Origin of the sequence: Bradyrhizobium sp. WU425 (assembly GCF_021052305.1) — a bacterium.
Taxonomy (GTDB): Bacteria; Pseudomonadota; Alphaproteobacteria; order Rhizobiales; family Xanthobacteraceae; genus Bradyrhizobium; species Bradyrhizobium canariense_D.
The window spans coordinates 1,989,775-2,004,892 of the sequence record NZ_CP088089.1 but is presented as its reverse complement, the minus strand read 5'-3'; the positions used below and the strand labels follow the sequence as shown (position 1 = coordinate 2,004,892).

Genomic DNA, 15,118 nt, shown 5'->3' with positions numbered 1-15,118 from the left:
TGCCGGGGACGAGCGCTGAAGAAATCAGCGCTTCAGGTTGACGACCACGTCCAGCAGATCGGCGCCGGTCTGGAATGATTTCGAGTTCGCGGTGAAGCCGCGCTGTGCCTCGATCATCGAGGTCAACTCGTCCGCGAGATCGACGTTGGAATCTTCCAGAGCACCCGACTGGATGGTGCCGAGCCCGCCCTGGCCGGCGAGGCCGACCTGCACGTTTCCGGATTCCAGGTTCGGTGAGTAGACGTTGCCGACTTCGGGCGTCAAATGGTCCGGGCTCGGGACGGTCGCGAGCGCGATCTGAAAGCTCGGCAGCGTGGTGCCATTCTTGAGGACGGCGGTGACGACGCCCTTGTCGTCGATGTTCACCTTGTCCACCGCGGACGGAGCGTTGCCATCCACGGTCGCTTTGAAGTCGAAACTGGAGGCGACCTGGGTCATGGCCGAGAGGTCGATGTTGAAGGCAGCCGAACCACCGGGGATCGCCACCGTAAGTGATGTCGCACTCGGCGGCGGGCCCACCAGATCAAGCTTGCCTTTTCCGGTCGAGCTTACGTCAAACGTGAACGTGGTGCTGGGCCCACTTGATGGAAGCGCGGTCGCGCCGTTGTAGACCTGCATATCCCAGGTATTTGCCGCCGTCTTTTTGGCGTAGACGTCGAGCGTCACGGCATTTCCGATATTGTCGTAAGTCACGATCGACGTCTTCGACGTGTAGTTGGCGGGGCCGGCCGGTCCAGCAGAGAAGGTAGCGCTCGGATCCAGATTGGCGGCGACGGTCGCCTTGGTCGAAGCCGACGCCTGGAGCGCCATCTGGTTGACGTTGACGACCTGGAGGCCGCCGAACCCGTTGGCTGCGACGGTGGGAGTGGCACCGTTGGCAATGTTGTAGCCCATCAGCTGGAAGCCGGCCGCGTTAACGAGGTTACCCGTGCTGTCGGGCACGAACGCACCGGCGCGCGTCAGGAAGTTGGTGCCGTTCGGATCCTGCACGACGAAGAAGCCGTTGCCCTGGACCGCGAGATCCGTGGCCGAGGTCGTGAACTGGTAATTGCCGGCGTCGGAGATGGCGTAACGCACCGTGGTCTCGACCGCGCCGGAATCGTAATTGCCCGAGCCGCTCTTCAGGATCAGCGAGGAGAATTCGGTCGAAGCCCGCTTGTAACCGGTGGTGTTGACGTTCGCGATGTTGTCCGAAACGGTTGACAGCTTGTTGGACTGCGCGTTCATCCCGGAAACGCCGGTGCGCATAACACCATACAGGCTCATGAATTGGGCTCCTTTGGTAGGTTGCAGCTACAATGGAGACTGTTGCTTGCGCGGGGCTGATGATGGGGAACGATGCACAACTTGGCGTCGTCTCCTTAGGTCGTCTTGGGCTGACAGAACGAGCGCGCCTTGTCGGTCCACGCGCCGAAGCCGCTGGAGACGAGATGCGCGACGATGTGGCAGACGTAGCGCTTCTGCGCCGGCTGGTTGTTGGGGCCTGCATTGTAGCGGGCGACTGCCATGGTCCAGCTGCCCTCGCGCTGCTTGAGCTCCTTCAGGAAGCGTGCGGCGTAGTCGACATTCCCTGCGGGATCGAACATCGCCCGGACCGAGGCGAACTTGTCGCCGTGATAGTAATGGTTGATCTGCATGCAGCCGAGGTCGATCAGCTTGATCCCTTTGGCTCGCATGGCTTCGAAGTTGGCGATCGCGTCGTTCATGTCCTTGGCGAACACGGTCTGTCCTTCGGCGCCGAGCGCGTAAGGATAAAGTGCGCCGCGCCGCCCCGTCTCGGTCAGTCCGACCGCGTAGAGAATGCCGAGCGGAATTCCGTGCTGCTGGGACGCACGCGCCATCTCGCGCTCGCACGGGCGCGAATTGTCGGTCGCCGCGGCCGCGGCGCCGGCGTTACAGATAAACAGGGCCGCGACGAATCTGCAACGCCACGTCCTGGTCATGACGCGTCTCCTGGTTGGACTGGCGCTCCTGTCGAGCCTGCTTCGCGCCGCCGTCCGCTTGTCCCGACGAATTACTCGTACCGTCGAACGTGCCTTGCGACTGCGACGAGGGCTGTTGCTGGCCCGAAAGCTGCGGCTGCGACTGGCCGGAGCCGCTCTGGAAACCATCCAGCGAGCCGTGCTGGACGGGCGCAATGTCGGCGACGTAGCCCGCGGACTGCATCAGGTCGCGGATCGAATCGCGCTGCTGGTCCAGCATCTGGCTCGTGTCCTTGCGCGCGGCGGCGAGGTGGACGGACACTTCGTTGCCGACCAGGCGAAGGCGCACGGTGACATTGCCGAGCGCGGGCGGCTCGAGATCGATGGTCAGGATCTTGAGCGGCTGATCCGGCGCATTGGCTTGGGACGCTGCAAGATCTGGAGCTGCGGACGCCGTCGATGCCGGAGCTTCCTTCAACTCGGCGACAACGGCGTTGGCAACCTGTTGCGGAGCGTTGAATTGCGCCGGCGGCAGATGAGTCTCTTGCTGGACCACGGTGACCTTGGTCGTCTCGGGCAATGCGTCCCGCGCCGACGCCTTGACAGCACGCTCGACATTGGCCGCGACGGCCCCGAAGCCGGGTGCCGTTGCCTTCGGCGATGGCTCACTGTCGTCCGTCGATGTCGCCTGGGCGCTGGTCGCCGCGTGCGAATCCGCGGCCTGCGAGCGGGCGGCGGTTGGAGCCACCGGAGGTGGGAGCTCGGCTGTCGCCTTCGCCATGCCCAAGGCCTGAACGTCGCGCTTCGTCGTGGAAGACCGCTCGTCGCGCCCGGACGCATCCTTCTTGTCGCCGGCCGGTGCTTGCATCTGCGGCATCACGACCGGCGGCCCGGCGACGATCTCCTGTCCGACGATCCCGGCAATACTCGATCGGCTCTGGACGTCGGCCTGCTCGATGTGATCGAGAGGTCCATGTTTCCCGGACGACTTATCGGTCTTTTTGTCGGAAGATTTCTCGGTGGACGTCTCGCTGGATCCCGGCTCCTCGACCGCCGCGGCACGGTCGTGCACCGTCTCGTCGCTCGCGTTGTCCTTCCCGCTCTGATGCGCCAGGCGCGTCCGCAGCGTTCCGGCTTTCACGGCCGTGGCGCTGCCCTCGTCGTTGAGCGCACGCTTCGCGAGATTCGAGACGGTGTGCAGAAGATCGTTGAAGGACGAGTCCGCCTGCGCTTTCGCCCCGGCGCTCTTCCCGGAGCGCGATGGGCCCCGCATGCTGAGGCTTTCGGCGAGACCCGAAAAGACCTGTCCGGAGGTTCCACTGAGCTTCGTCATGGACGGCGATCCCTGGTGAGAAGTTCGAGCTCCCCGAGCTGCTTCCGCGCACGAACAAGCGTTGCGGTCGACGACGCGAGGTCGAGACGCGCCGGCGTGACCGGAGGCTTGTCGGCTGCGGCGGCGGATCCGCCAGCGAACGGCTTGCGAACGTCGAGTGCGAGCTGCACCGCTGCATTGAGAAAGGGAATGTCGCGCTCGGGCAGCTTCGACAGGTCGAGCGCCTTCAACTCGGCGAGACCGCCGTCATATTCGTCGGCGAGCGCCCGCGACACGCCGCGGAACAAATGCGCCCGCTCGCGCTCCGCCGAGGCATCGGCGCTGAGAGTCAGGGCACGCTCGCCGGCAAGCCGGGTGACGGCCACCCCTCCGCGCACCATCGCGGTACGCGCGATCACGAGATAGAGCTTGAGGCGGCTCGCGCGGTCGATCTGCTCAAGCAAGGTGGTGATCCGCGCAAACCGGCGCTCGTCGAGCGCGAGGCCCGACTGCGTCAGGCCGGTCGCAAAGCGCTGCCAGAAGTCCCCGGCATAGACCGAGTTGTGGTAGTGCCGGATATAGGCCAGCGTCAGGAACTCGAACTTGTCGAAATCCTCGGCTTGCCCGACCAACAGGATCTCGCGCCGCAGCGCGGCCTCCTCCACCAATGTGCCCGGCAGGAGCAAGCGCGCATCATCCAGACGCTCGATTGCGAGCGATGCCTCGGCGCGTGCGAACAGTGCACCTTGGACCAGCGCGAGCTGTCCGCCCAGGCCCGACGGAACCGTCCGCGGCTTGACGTCCTTGAGCAGTTCGCGCGCTTCGTCCTGACGACCCTCGACATAGGCAAGCGCGCCATCGAACAGCCGTCCATCGACGTTCAGCTTGTCGCGCGGCAACTTGCGGATGATTTGCGGCGCGCCGCCACTGAGCAGGTAGATCACGGCGGCCTGGCCGTTCTGCGGGTTGCTCCACAGGCCCGGATCGGAGGCGAGAAATTTTTCGCCGATCTGCCGGATCAATGCGCTGTGGCTGCCGTACGCCGCGCTATCGCCGTTGGCGATGCCGTCCTGCACGGCCTGCAACGCCCGAACGAGTTCATATGGCTCGCCCGATGCCGATGCCCCCGGTGCCGGCTCGGCGAATGCGCCTGCCGCCGTGAACGGCAGCAGCAGCATCAGCAACGCGGCGCGGAGAGGAGACCTGATCAAGGGCGCTTCTCCCGGATCATGATCTCGATCCGGCGATTCTGCGCGGCCGCCGGATCGTTCTGAAGCTTCGGCCGCCGATCGGCATAACCCTCGACATGCTCGATGCGCTGCGCATCGACGCCGGAGCGGACCAGCATGTAATAGGCCATCTGCGCGCGGGCCGTCGACAGCCGCCAGTTGTCATAGGCCTCCGAACGGTACGGTCGATTGTCGGTGTGGCCGCGGACGATGATCACGCCGGGACGCTTCGTCAGCAGCGGGCCGATCTTGTCGATCACACGGATGAGTTCGGGCCGCGGCTCAGCCGAGCCGACCGCGAACATGCCGAAGTTCGCATCGTCGGTCAGGCTGATCAGCAGGCCCTCCTCAACCTGACGCACCTCGGCCACCGGTCCGGCGCCAGCCTTGACGTCCGACAGCGCGTCCGCGATCGCCGACTGAAGCTGTTTGACCGTTAGTTGCTGGGCCTGAACCGCGTCGCGCGGCTCGGATTCCTTGGTCGTGTCGTTGGGATGCGGCTGCGCGGCGACATTGGCTTGATTACCAGCCTGGGCGCCCGGCTGCGCGCTCCCTTCGCGTGAGGCCTGCGATGGCGCGAGCCCCGGCGGCAGCACAGGCGACAGGCTTGCGGACGACGCATCGGCGCTCGGAGCCAGGCTTCCGCCGGCATCGTCCTGCCTGGCTCGGCGCGCCTGCGGCTCGGCCTGGCCTGAGCCGGAGGCAGTGTCGCGCGCGGACGCATTCGGCTTGGACTCGGGCTTGGGCTCGCCCTCGATGACGCGGTCGGCATCCTTGGCTGCCTGCGGCGCAAGCTTCCAATAGCCGGGATCGAACGGATCGCGGTAGGCGTCGCCTCCCTTGAGGCCATCCTCTTCGGCGGACGTCAGAGCGCCGGCGCGCCGCTGGCCCGAGGCCTGGTTCGCACTGCTGGCGATCTCGGCGAGCGTCGTATAGGGATCGCGGAACAGGACCCTCTCCTCGTAGAAGGGCGGCTTCTCGGCCGTCGGAGAGTCACCGCGACGTTCCTCGCTCGGTCCTCCCGGCTGGCGCCTGCCGTCCTGGCCGTCGAACGACGACGGCTCTTTCTTGGAGAGATCCTTGAGGCCCTTCGGGGCAGGTGCGTTCTCCGCGAGCTTGATCGGATTGAAATAGCTCGCGACCACCTGCTTCTGATCCTGGTTGAGCGCATTGATCAGCCACATCACCAGGAAGAACGCCATCATCGCGGTCATGAAGTCCGCATAGGCGATCTTCCAGACGCCGCCGTGCGGCTTCTCGTCGTCGAAGGCACTCCGCCGGCGGATGATGACGAGTTCTGGCTTGACCTCATTCATGACGGACTACCGGCGCGCCTCTTTCAGGCGCTCGCTCCAGGTCGTGATCTGAGTCTCGATTACGGTCTGGTCGGCCACGACGCGAACCTCAAAAGTATCGGCGGCCTCATACTCGAAACCCGTTCGCCTGGCCGTCCCGAGCTGCGTCTTCACCAAGTCGAGCAGTTCGCTTGGTCCGGTGACCTTGAACACCGGCACTGGCGAATTGCCGGTCAGCGCCGCAATCTGCTCGACCAGCGACCCGATCGCCTTGTCGCGGACAGCATCGGCGAGGAACGGCAGCAATATCCGCGCAACGGAGCTCGCGATGTTGGTCTCGATTTCGCGGCAAGCCGTCTCGAAGCCGCTGACAACCGCCACCGCCTGCTGGTCGGACCACTTGGCCCGCTCTTCGCCGAGCCGGATCGCGCTGCGAACTCTTTCCTCGGCGATCCTGGACTCGCCCTCCGCTACGCCGGCCGCATGGCCGCGCCGAAAGGCATCGTCCAGGAGACTGACCGCGGGGGCTTCCGCCTTCGGCGCCGGAGGCGGCGACTGAAGCTGCGGCTGCGAATGGGTCTCGGGTTGCGGCTGAGGCTCGCGCCGAGCTTCCTTCGGCCTCGTCAGCACATCCTGGATTTTGGGCGGCGGTGGAGGCGGAGGCGATTTGACCCGCCCGTTCGCATCGAACTGCGTCAGGAGCTTTCCGATTGCCGCGTTCATGCCGCCTCCTCGCGTCGCATCCAGTCTTTAAGGATCGCTGCCGCCTGCATCTGATCGAGACGGACGATCTGCTCCAACCGCTTCTGCGGCGTTCGTTGCATCTTGCCTTCGAGGTCTTCGACCAGGTTGAGCTCGGCCTCTTCGCTGTCCGCCAGCGTGAGGGCGCCGGCGGCTGCCTGGAGCTGGGCGGCTTCCGCCGCCTCGGTCTGCTCCTGCGCCGCGCGATGGGTCAAAATGCCGTTGACCGCAGGACGAAGTCCGAACCACACCAGCATCGAAGCGACGGCCAGGATCGTGACCGCGTTGATGACGCTGCCGAGCTGCTTGTTGATCATCTCGACGAAGCTGATCGGCGGCACCGGCGCCAGTTCGCGCGAGCCTTCGATGAAATCGACGGCCGTCACCTGGATCTGGTCGCCGCGCGCCTTGTCGAGGCCGCCGGCCGTGGCTGCGAGTTGGCTGATCTCGGCGAGCTTGCTGTCGACGATGGCCTGGTTGCTCTTGTCGCCCAGGTCGGCAATGAGCCGCCCGCGGTTCACCAGCACGGCAATGAACAGCTTCTTCACCGAATAGCCGTCGCTCACCGTCGTCGTGGTCTTGGACGAGACCTCGAAATTGGTGACGTCCTCGCGGCGGGTCTTGTCCTCGCTGGAATTCTTGGTGCCGCCGGCGTTCACCTGCTGGTCGGGAAGATTCTGCTGCACAGTGGTCGGCTGCGAACGGTCCGCGTTCTGCGACTTCTCGTTCTCGCGGACGTTCCGGACCGAACGTTCCGCGCGACTCTCCGGATCGTAGACGGTTTCGTTGATCTGCCGCTTGTCGGTCGAGAGCTGCGATGCAACGCTCACTTCGAAATTGTCGAGGCCCAGATACGGCGTCAGCGCCTTGCGAATGTTCTCCTGCACCATTCCGCCGACCGTCTTCTGCAGGCTCGCCATCTTGGTCGGAGCGGCAGTGGCCTCGTCCTCTTCGGCAAGCAGCATCGAACCGTCGGCGTCCAGCACCGTGACCTTGTCGCGGCTCATGCCCGGAATGGCCGCCGCGACGAGATGACGGATCGACTGCGCCGTGCGCGCCTCGATGGCGCCGTCGGTGCGCAGCACGACCGATGCCGAAGGCGGCTGCTGCGTCGCGCGGAACGACCCCCGCACCGGCATCACGATATGCACCCGCGCCGCCTTCACGCCCTTCATCAACTGCACCGTGCGCGCGATTTCGCCTTCCAGCGCACGGAGCTTGGTGACCTCCTGCATGAACGAGGTCAGACCGAGCGACCCGATCTTGTCGAACAGCTCGTAGCCGGAATTGGCGCTGGTCGGCAGCCCCTTCTCGGCGAGCAGCATCCGCGCTTGCATGGTCTGGCTCGGACGCACCGAGACCGCGTCGCCGGCGGTGTTGACGTCGAAGGTGATGTTTTGCTCGCGCAGCGCTGCACCCATGCGCGTCACGTCTTCGCGGGAAAGGCCGGTATAGAGCGTTTCGAATTCAGGCCGGCTCAGATAATAGGCGCCGCCCACGACGGTGACGAGAACGGCGAAACCGATCAATCCCAAAGCCATCAGGCGTCGCGGCCCAAGCTCCAGCAGATTGTTGAGCAGTTGCTGTACCTGCGCACGACTGAGCAGCATGTGACCTCGTACCAATGCGAACGTAGAGGACACTCTGCTGCCAACCTTGTCTGAAGGTTGCGCGAGACCACGAATGTGTCGGTTCGCAGGCGAGGCGTTGCAATTTTACCAGAGAGCGAGTGACGCAATCGCGCGCGTCGGCAACAGGCGGACGGCCGGTTGCATCGCGGTGCGATCGGCGACGGCATGTTGCCTGGGATGCGACGTCAGGAAATCGATGTTGGCACGTCGTGTGCCGAGATGCGCCGTTCATGGCGGAGACCGTGCTCCCTGGGGAGCACGGTCGTTTTCGAAGCCGCGGCTTAGCGGAACAGCGACAGGATGCTCTGGCTGTTCTGGTTGGCGATCGAGAGCGCCTGAACGCCGAGCTGCTGCTGGGTCTGGAGCGCCTGAAGGCGGGTCGATTCCGCGTTCATGTCGGCATCGACGAGCTGGCCGACACCGCGGTCCACGGAGTCCATCAGGGTCTTGACGAACTCCGTGTTGGTCGCGAGGCGGTTCTTGACGGCACCGAGATTGGCGGCGGCCGAGGCCACCGAGTTGATGCCGGCGGTGACCTGCGCGATGTAGCCGTCGAGCGTGGTCTGGTCAGCTGCCGAGTCGGTCAGCGCGGAGATGCTCATCGTGTCGATCGACGGGGAGGTCGAACCGGCCGTGTCCAGAATGCCGCCCTGCGCCGAGGTGTAGAGCGAGTAGTTAGCGGTGGTCACGGTGATGGAGCCGATGGTGGGCGTACCGCCGACACGCGAGTACGACGACACCAGGTTGAAGGTCGTCGGCGTGGTGGCGGTCGTGCTCAGCCAGTTGATGCCGTTGAAGGTCGCCGAGTTGGCCTTGAGCTTCATATCCTGCTGGATCTGGGTGATGTCAGCCTGGATCTTGGTGCGGTCGATACCGGCGGTCTTGGCTTCGACCAGCAGCGCCTGGAGCTTGGTCAGGCCGGAGTCCTTGTCGCCGATGACCGAGGTCAGAGCGGTATATTCGGTGTCGACGGTCGCGGCCGACAGACCGAGCGAGTCGGAGACCGCGGAAAGCGCGGCGTTGTCGGAGCGCATCGACGTCGCGATCGACCAATAGGCCGCGTTGTCCGAGGCCGTGGACACGCGCATACCGGTCGAGATCCGGTTCTGCGTCGTCGCGAGCTGCGAGCTGACGTTGCGAAGGGTCTGCAGCGCGGTCATTGCAGACGAGTTGGTGAGGAGGCTAGAACCCATTTTGATGTCCCTTTGGAGATTGGATTGAGTTTGGGACATACCGGACTTGCACCGGTACGGCAGGGCGGCGTCATGCCTTTGGGCTGCGCAGAAGCGTCAAGGCCCAACCTGTCGTAACGGCGACGATAGCCCGCGAAGCTTGTGCGAGGCTTGTGGCTCTGTGGCTTTGCCGCAACAAGGCGGCCGAAATTGCGGCGCGCGACGTCACGCCAAACAAAAGGGCCGCGCTTCGCAAGAAGCGCGGCCCTCTTCGGATGGTTCGAGGCTTAGCGGAACAGCGACAGGATGCTCTGGCTGCTGTTGTTGGCGATCGAGAGCGCCTGGACGCCGAGCTGCTGCTGGACCTGGAGGGCCGACAGCCGGGTGGACTCCTGGTTCATGTCGGCGTCGACGAGCTGGCCGATACCGCGATCCACGGAGTCCATCAGAGACTTCACGAAGTCCGTGTTGGTCGAGAGGCGGTTCTTGACAGCACCGAGGTTGGCGGCGGCCGAGGCCACCGAGTTGATGCCAGCGGTGACCTGCGCGATGTAGCCATCGAGCGTGGTCTGGTCAGCTGCCGAGTCGGTCAGTGCGGAGATGCTCATCGTGTCGATCGACGGAGCGGTCGAGCCGGCCGTGTCCAGAATGCCCCCCTGCGCCGAGGTGTAGAGCGAGTAGTTGGCGGTGGTCACGGTGATGGAGCCGATGGTGGGCGTGCCGCCGACACGCGAGTACGACGACACCAGGCTGAAGGTCGTTGGCGTGGTGGCGGTCGTGCTCAGCCAGTTGATGCCGTTGAAGGTCGCCGCATTGGCTGTCGCCTTCATCTGCTGCTGGATCTGGGTGACGTCGGCCTGGATCTTGCTGCGGTCGATACCGGCTGTCTTGGCTTCGACCAGCAGGGACTGGAGCTTGGTCAGGCCGGAGTCCTTGTCGCCGATGACTGTGGTCAAAGCGGTATATTCGGTGTCGACGGTCGCAGCCGACAGACCGAGCGAGTCGGAGACCGCCGAGAGCGCGGCGTTGTCGGCGCGCATCGAGGTCGCGATCGACCAGTAGGCAGCGTTGTCCGAAGCGGTCGAGACGCGCTGGCCGGTGGAGATGCGGGTCTGCGTGGTGGAGAGCTGCGAGCTCACAGACCGCAAGGTCTGGAGTGCGGTCATGGCGGTCGAGTTCGTAAGCAGGCTTGACATTGCGAATGTCCCTTTATGTACGCGTTACATTTTCACGAGGGGACATACCGGGCTTTCACCGGTACGGAGGGGCGGCATCATGCCTTTGGACTGATGTGGGTGGGGTCCAACCCGCCGTGACGCATTGCTAGCACGCCGAATCTTGCGCGTGGATTAAGATTGGCTTGAATTACGCTGTAAAATCAGATGGTTAACAGTACATTTTGGTAACCATAGTCCGGTACTTCTCGCTAACCATAACCATTCCTCTGGCGCTCGTTGCCATCACGAGAACGACCGCACCAGCCCTGAGGCGAGCAGGTTCCAGCCGTCGATCAGCACGAAGAACAGCATCTTGAATGGCAATGCTAGGATCGTCGGCGGCATCATCATCATCCCCATCGACATGGTCAGCGTCGCCACGATCATGTCGATGACGAGGAACGGCAGGATGATCAGAAACCCGATCTCGAACGAACGCCTGAGCTCGGAAATCATGAAGGCCGGAATGATGACGCGCATATCGACGCGCTTGTCGTCGAACTTCCTGCGGAAGCTCTCCGCGGCGAGCGATTCGAACGTCTGCAGATCCTTGTCGCGAACATGGGCCAGCATGAATTCGCGGAACGGATCGGTGATCTTCAGATAGGCCTCTTCCTCCGAGATCTCGTTCTTCATCAGCGGCTGGATGCCGGTTTCCCAGGCGCGGTCGAAGGTCGGCGCCATCACGTAGAAGGTCATGAACAGCGCGAGGCTGATCAGCACCAGATTGGCCGGCGTGGTCTGGAGGCCGAGACCGGCGCGCAGGAACGACAGCGCCACCGCAAATCGCGTGAAGCTCGTCACCATGATGAGCAGTCCCGGCGCCACCGACAGCACCGTGATCACCGCCATCAGCTGGATGATCCGGCCGCTGGTCGAGCCGTTGCCCGGTGGCAGCAGCGAATTGAGGTCCGGAATCTGGGCCAGTGCCACTTCGGGCAGCACGACCAGGAGCAACGCAAGCAGCAGGACTCTCAGTTTCACTGAATCACCAACGTCTCAATGATCAATTCGCGGATCTTGCCCGAGGAGCGGATATTGGCGCGTTCGGTCAGGTCGTCGCGCAGATGCTGAAGCCCGCGCGATCCCTCGAACTGCGCCACCGTCGCCGAACGCAGATAGGTGACGATGTCTTCGCTGATATGGGCCGCCAGGATGCCGGCATCCTCGTCGCTCATGCTGTCGGTCACCATGGAGGCTTCGATGCGGGCCCAGTTGTTGGCCGGCGCGCCGAGATTGGTCACGATCGGGGACAGCTTCCTGAGCCGCGCGCTGCCGGCGTAGCTCGAGGCAAGAGGCGGCGGCGTGGCGGTTTTCTTCGCATCCGCGACGCGCTCGGCGGCCGCAAACAGATGCAGGCCGGCAAGCGCGCCCGCGCCGATCGCGATCAGGGTCAGCACCACGATGGCCACAATCAGGCGCATGACGTCCCCTGCCCTCGTGACGCGGCCCGACGGGAGCGCATCTCAGAACGGTGCCACGGCGTCATAGATCCGATGTCCCCATCCAGGCTGCTGCACGTCCGAGAGATTTCCCCGACCGCCATAGGCCACGCGCGCTTCGGCGATCTTCTCGTAGGAGATCGTGTTGGTTCGCGAGATATCGCGTGGACGCACGATGCCGCCGACGTTGAGCACGCGCATTTCCGTGTTGACCTTGAATTCCTGCGAGCCGCTGATCATCATATTGCCGTTCGGCAACACGTCGGTGACGATGGCTGCGATCGACAGCTTGATATCCTCGGTGCGGTCGATCTGGCCGTTACCCTTGATCTGCGTGTTGGTGTTGAGGTTGGCGCTCGTCGAGCCCTTGTCCTGCCATCCCGCAACGTCCATCAGCCAGTCGAGCCCGAACTTGATCTGCGAATCGCGCGAGCGGCCGGTCTTGTTGTCGAGCTTGGCCTTGTCCTGCATCGAGATGATCACCGTCACGACGTCGCCAACGCGCCGGGCGCGGGGATCGCGGTAGAGGTCGGTGCCGTCGTCCCAGGTCGAGCGATAGCTGACGGGCGAGTGCATACGGGGCGTCACGGGAATCGGATCGGCCTGCGTCCTCAGGCCGCTCCCGACCGGCGACAGTCGCGGGCCAGTCAGGACCTCGGCCGGATCAGTGACGCATCCCGCAAGCGATAACAGCGACAGGATGAGGATCAGATTCTTCATCTATTTGGTCTTTCCGTCATCCACGCGACGCATCCCGCCGAGCAGATCGGCGAGGTGCGCCGCGCGGCCCGTCTCCATCTCGTTGAAGATTGCGCTCGAACTCCTCGGGCTGAGCTTTGCGAGCACGGCCGCAGCCGTCTCGTCCGCCATCCCGGCGATCTGGGTTGCGGCGGCATCCGGCTTCATGCGCGAGTAGATCTCGACCACACTCGCTTCGGCCTTCTTCAGGAACTCGTCGCGCAACGCCATCCACTTCTCATATTCCGCGCGCTTGGCCTCGACCTCGGCGATCCGCTCGCGAAGCTGGTTCTCGACCTTCTCCAGCTCCTTGAGCTGCCAGGCCAGCCTTGCATCGGCGGCGGAGTCGGCGACATTGCTGCAGAACAGGGCGACTTCGTTGTCCGCGGTTGCAGCGGCCTGGGGCGGCACCGGCTTCGGCGGCGCCGTGACGCTGCCGGGCTTGGCCGGTCGCGCCGCGGCTGTGGGTGCCGACGCGGGCTTCTCGGAGGCCGAAACGGCACCCGTGGTCACTGGTCCCGAATCTTCGGCTGCCCACGCTGTCGCCCGCATCGACGCATTGTCGCTCGGGATCGATGAGATTGGCTTCTGTGGGCCAGACGCACGGGCGCGCGCGAAGGACAGCAGGTTGAGCGGCTTCGACGGCTTGGCCTCATCCAGCGCCAGAACGGGCGAAGCGCTCGCGAGCGCCGAGGCTGCGACCAGGAGGAGGAGTTTGGCTTTATGATCCAGCTTCAACATCGGCCCGCGTGCGATTCTCGGTCGAGAGAGCATTGAGCGACCAAGCTTGCACGGCGCTTACGCGTCATTGCACGATGACATCCGCCTGGAGGGCGCCAGCCGTCTTGATCGCCTGGAGGATCGCGATGATGCCGGATGGTTTCAGGCCGATCTGGTTCAGGCCGCGCACCAGGCGCTGGAGATCGACGCCGCTCAGGATCGCCACCTGCGATCCGGCTTCGTTGGCCTCGACCACGGTCTGGGGCACGACCACCGTCTGCCCTTTCGAGAACGGCGCGGGTTGCGACACCACGGGAAGCTCGGTGACCCGGACCGTCAGATTGCCGTGCGTCACGGCAACGGTCGATATCCGCACGTCGCGTCCGATCACCACCGTGCCGGTACGCTCGTTGATCACCACCCGCGCCGGCGTGTCCGGCTCGACCGTCAGCTCGCCGATTTCGGCAAGGAAGCGGACCGGTCCGATGTGGCGCGGCTTCGACAGCACGATCGTGCGGTAGTCTCGCTCGAAGGCGATCTGGGCGCGGTAGCGTCCGCCCGCGTAGCGGTTGATGGCGTCGAGGATTCGCGTTGCGGTGACGAAGTCGGGGTTCTTGAGCTCCAGCACAAGATATTCCATTTCATGGAGACTACCCTGCACCTCGCGCTCGACCAGCGCGCCGTTCGGGATGCGACCCGCGGTCGGCGTACCCTGGCTGACGTTCTGGGCCTGGCCCCCGACGCTGTAGCCGGCGACCGTGACGGCGCCTTGCGCCACTGCATAGACCGCTCCGTCCGCCGCGCGCAGCGACGTCATCACCAGGGTGCCGCCGAGCAACGAGGTCGCATCGCCGAGCGATGACACCGTCACGTCCATGCGCTCGCCCGCACCGATCGAGGGCTGCAGGTCCGCGGTCACCATGACGGCCGCGACATTGCGCGTGCGCAGCGTCGTCGGACGCGGCGGATTGTTGGTGCTGGTGGTCTCGTTCCTGACATTGATGCCCATGTTCTCGAGCATCGATTGCAGGGACTGCTCCGTGAACGGCGCATTGCGGAGCGTGTCGCCAGTCCCGTTCAGGCCGATCACGAGGCCGTAGCCGACGATCTGATTTTCGCGCAATCCCTTGATGTCCGCGATGTCCTTGATGCGGACGGCGGCCTGGGCGCTGGCGGCGGAAACGAGCAGGACGAGCGCAAGCAGGACTCTGGTCATGACCCGTCCACGACCTTGACGGTGCCGTCCGGCTGGACAACGCCCCTGATGATCACACCGGTATCGGTGTTTCGTATCGGGATGAGCGCGCCGGGCGCGCCGGACTGCATCGCTGCGCCGTAGGTCACGATCGACAGGCCGCTGTCTTCGACCACGACCTTGACCATGGCGCCGCGGGCGACCGTCCAGGGATCCTCCACCGAGTTGGTCGGGATCGGCTGGCCGGGCAGCAGCGCGCGGCGCGCCATGCGGCCGACCAGGACCTGGCGTCCTTCGATGAATATGGCGACGCCGAGCACGTTCGGCGCAAAGGCGCGCTCGGTGATCATGTCGTCCCGGATCAGTTCGCCGGCGCGGATCGAGACGGCCGGCACGGGGAGCCGCTTCTCCTCGGCCGCGGCGAGACGCGCCGAGACGAGAACCAGCAGCACTGCGGCCATCCCGCGCATGAACGAGCCCATCCTGTTCAACATGGATACACCG

Annotated in this window: 15 protein-coding genes; all 15 read right to left on the bottom strand. The window is 64.6% G+C overall.

Annotated elements, in window-relative coordinates:
* Window positions 1-24 precede the first annotated feature (24 nt).
* On the bottom strand, window positions 25-1,266 hold the full coding sequence (locus BcanWU425_RS09625; RefSeq protein WP_026232642.1) for a flagellar hook protein FlgE: 1,242 nt from the start codon (window positions 1,264-1,266) through the stop codon (window positions 25-27).
* 95 nt (window positions 1,267-1,361) lie between these two features.
* Window positions 1,362-1,943, bottom strand: a complete 582-nt coding sequence (locus tag BcanWU425_RS09620; protein ID WP_204512160.1) for a transglycosylase SLT domain-containing protein — start codon at window positions 1,941-1,943, stop codon at window positions 1,362-1,364.
* Window positions 1,894-3,255, bottom strand: a complete 1,362-nt coding sequence (fliK, locus tag BcanWU425_RS09615) for a flagellar hook-length control protein FliK (protein WP_204512161.1) — start codon at window positions 3,253-3,255, stop codon at window positions 1,894-1,896. The genes BcanWU425_RS09620 and fliK overlap by 50 nt, the downstream gene beginning before the upstream one ends.
* A complete protein-coding gene (locus tag BcanWU425_RS09610) occupies window positions 3,252-4,445 on the bottom strand; it encodes a chemotaxis protein (protein WP_231190388.1) in 1,194 nt (397 codons plus the stop codon). Before BcanWU425_RS09610 ends, fliK begins: the two co-directional genes overlap by 4 nt.
* Window positions 4,442-5,779, bottom strand: a complete 1,338-nt coding sequence (locus BcanWU425_RS09605) for a MotB family protein (protein WP_204512163.1) — start codon at window positions 5,777-5,779, stop codon at window positions 4,442-4,444. Before BcanWU425_RS09605 ends, BcanWU425_RS09610 begins: the two co-directional genes overlap by 4 nt.
* Before the next feature lie 6 nt (window positions 5,780-5,785).
* Complete coding sequence (locus BcanWU425_RS09600) at window positions 5,786-6,481, bottom strand: hypothetical protein (RefSeq protein WP_204512164.1); 696 nt, start codon at window positions 6,479-6,481, stop codon at window positions 5,786-5,788.
* Window positions 6,478-8,109: a flagellar basal-body MS-ring/collar protein FliF gene (fliF, locus tag BcanWU425_RS09595; RefSeq protein ID WP_018453970.1), complete on the bottom strand. Its 1,632-nt coding sequence runs from the start codon at window positions 8,107-8,109 to the stop codon at window positions 6,478-6,480. Before fliF ends, BcanWU425_RS09600 begins: the two co-directional genes overlap by 4 nt.
* 302 nt (window positions 8,110-8,411) lie before the next feature.
* Entirely contained in the window at window positions 8,412-9,323 is a 912-nt protein-coding gene (locus BcanWU425_RS09590; protein WP_007613947.1) for a flagellin N-terminal helical domain-containing protein, read from the bottom strand.
* A 266-nt stretch (window positions 9,324-9,589) separates the two neighbouring features.
* Complete coding sequence (locus tag BcanWU425_RS09585) at window positions 9,590-10,498, bottom strand: flagellin N-terminal helical domain-containing protein (RefSeq protein ID WP_018453968.1); 909 nt, start codon at window positions 10,496-10,498, stop codon at window positions 9,590-9,592.
* 264 nt (window positions 10,499-10,762) lie between these two features.
* Window positions 10,763-11,503: a flagellar type III secretion system pore protein FliP gene (gene fliP, locus BcanWU425_RS09580; RefSeq protein ID WP_007595877.1), complete on the bottom strand. Its 741-nt coding sequence runs from the start codon at window positions 11,501-11,503 to the stop codon at window positions 10,763-10,765.
* Window positions 11,500-11,943: a flagellar basal body-associated FliL family protein gene (locus BcanWU425_RS09575; RefSeq protein ID WP_018453967.1), complete on the bottom strand. Its 444-nt coding sequence runs from the start codon at window positions 11,941-11,943 to the stop codon at window positions 11,500-11,502. The genes fliP and BcanWU425_RS09575 overlap by 4 nt, the downstream gene beginning before the upstream one ends.
* A 42-nt stretch (window positions 11,944-11,985) precedes the next feature.
* Window positions 11,986-12,681, bottom strand: a complete 696-nt coding sequence (gene flgH, locus BcanWU425_RS09570) for a flagellar basal body L-ring protein FlgH (protein WP_018453966.1) — start codon at window positions 12,679-12,681, stop codon at window positions 11,986-11,988.
* Entirely contained in the window at window positions 12,682-13,440 is a 759-nt protein-coding gene (locus BcanWU425_RS09565) for a MotE family protein (RefSeq protein ID WP_231190385.1), read from the bottom strand.
* A gap of 64 nt (window positions 13,441-13,504) precedes the next feature.
* Window positions 13,505-14,635 (bottom strand): flagellar basal body P-ring protein FlgI, encoded by a 1,131-nt coding sequence (gene flgI / locus BcanWU425_RS09560; RefSeq protein ID WP_007595884.1) that lies wholly within the window; start codon window positions 14,633-14,635, stop codon window positions 13,505-13,507.
* Window positions 14,632-15,108 (bottom strand): flagellar basal body P-ring formation chaperone FlgA, encoded by a 477-nt coding sequence (flgA, locus tag BcanWU425_RS09555; protein ID WP_204512165.1) that lies wholly within the window; start codon window positions 15,106-15,108, stop codon window positions 14,632-14,634. Before flgA ends, flgI begins: the two co-directional genes overlap by 4 nt.
* Window positions 15,109-15,118 lie beyond the last annotated feature (10 nt).

Coding starts and splice junctions, on each gene's coding strand:
- BcanWU425_RS09605 (WP_204512163.1), bottom strand. CDS start 5,779: ATGAATGAGGTCAAGCCAGAACTCGTCATCATCCGCCGGCGGAGTGCC.
- BcanWU425_RS09575 (WP_018453967.1), bottom strand. CDS start 11,943: ATGCGCCTGATTGTGGCCATCGTGGTGCTGACCCTGATCGCGATCGGC.
- BcanWU425_RS09585 (WP_018453968.1), bottom strand. CDS start 10,498: ATGTCAAGCCTGCTTACGAACTCGACCGCCATGACCGCACTCCAGACC.
- fliK (WP_204512161.1), bottom strand. CDS start 3,255: ATGACGAAGCTCAGTGGAACCTCCGGACAGGTCTTTTCGGGTCTCGCC.
- flgA (WP_204512165.1), bottom strand. CDS start 15,108: ATGTTGAACAGGATGGGCTCGTTCATGCGCGGGATGGCCGCAGTGCTG.
- BcanWU425_RS09565 (WP_231190385.1), bottom strand. CDS start 13,440: ATGTTGAAGCTGGATCATAAAGCCAAACTCCTCCTCCTGGTCGCAGCC.
- BcanWU425_RS09600 (WP_204512164.1), bottom strand. CDS start 6,481: ATGAACGCGGCAATCGGAAAGCTCCTGACGCAGTTCGATGCGAACGGG.
- flgH (WP_018453966.1), bottom strand. CDS start 12,681: ATGAAGAATCTGATCCTCATCCTGTCGCTGTTATCGCTTGCGGGATGC.
- BcanWU425_RS09590 (WP_007613947.1), bottom strand. CDS start 9,323: ATGGGTTCTAGCCTCCTCACCAACTCGTCTGCAATGACCGCGCTGCAG.
- BcanWU425_RS09625 (WP_026232642.1), bottom strand. CDS start 1,266: ATGAGCCTGTATGGTGTTATGCGCACCGGCGTTTCCGGGATGAACGCG.
- fliF (WP_018453970.1), bottom strand. CDS start 8,109: ATGCTGCTCAGTCGTGCGCAGGTACAGCAACTGCTCAACAATCTGCTG.
- BcanWU425_RS09620 (WP_204512160.1), bottom strand. CDS start 1,943: ATGACCAGGACGTGGCGTTGCAGATTCGTCGCGGCCCTGTTTATCTGT.
- flgI (WP_007595884.1), bottom strand. CDS start 14,635: ATGACCAGAGTCCTGCTTGCGCTCGTCCTGCTCGTTTCCGCCGCCAGC.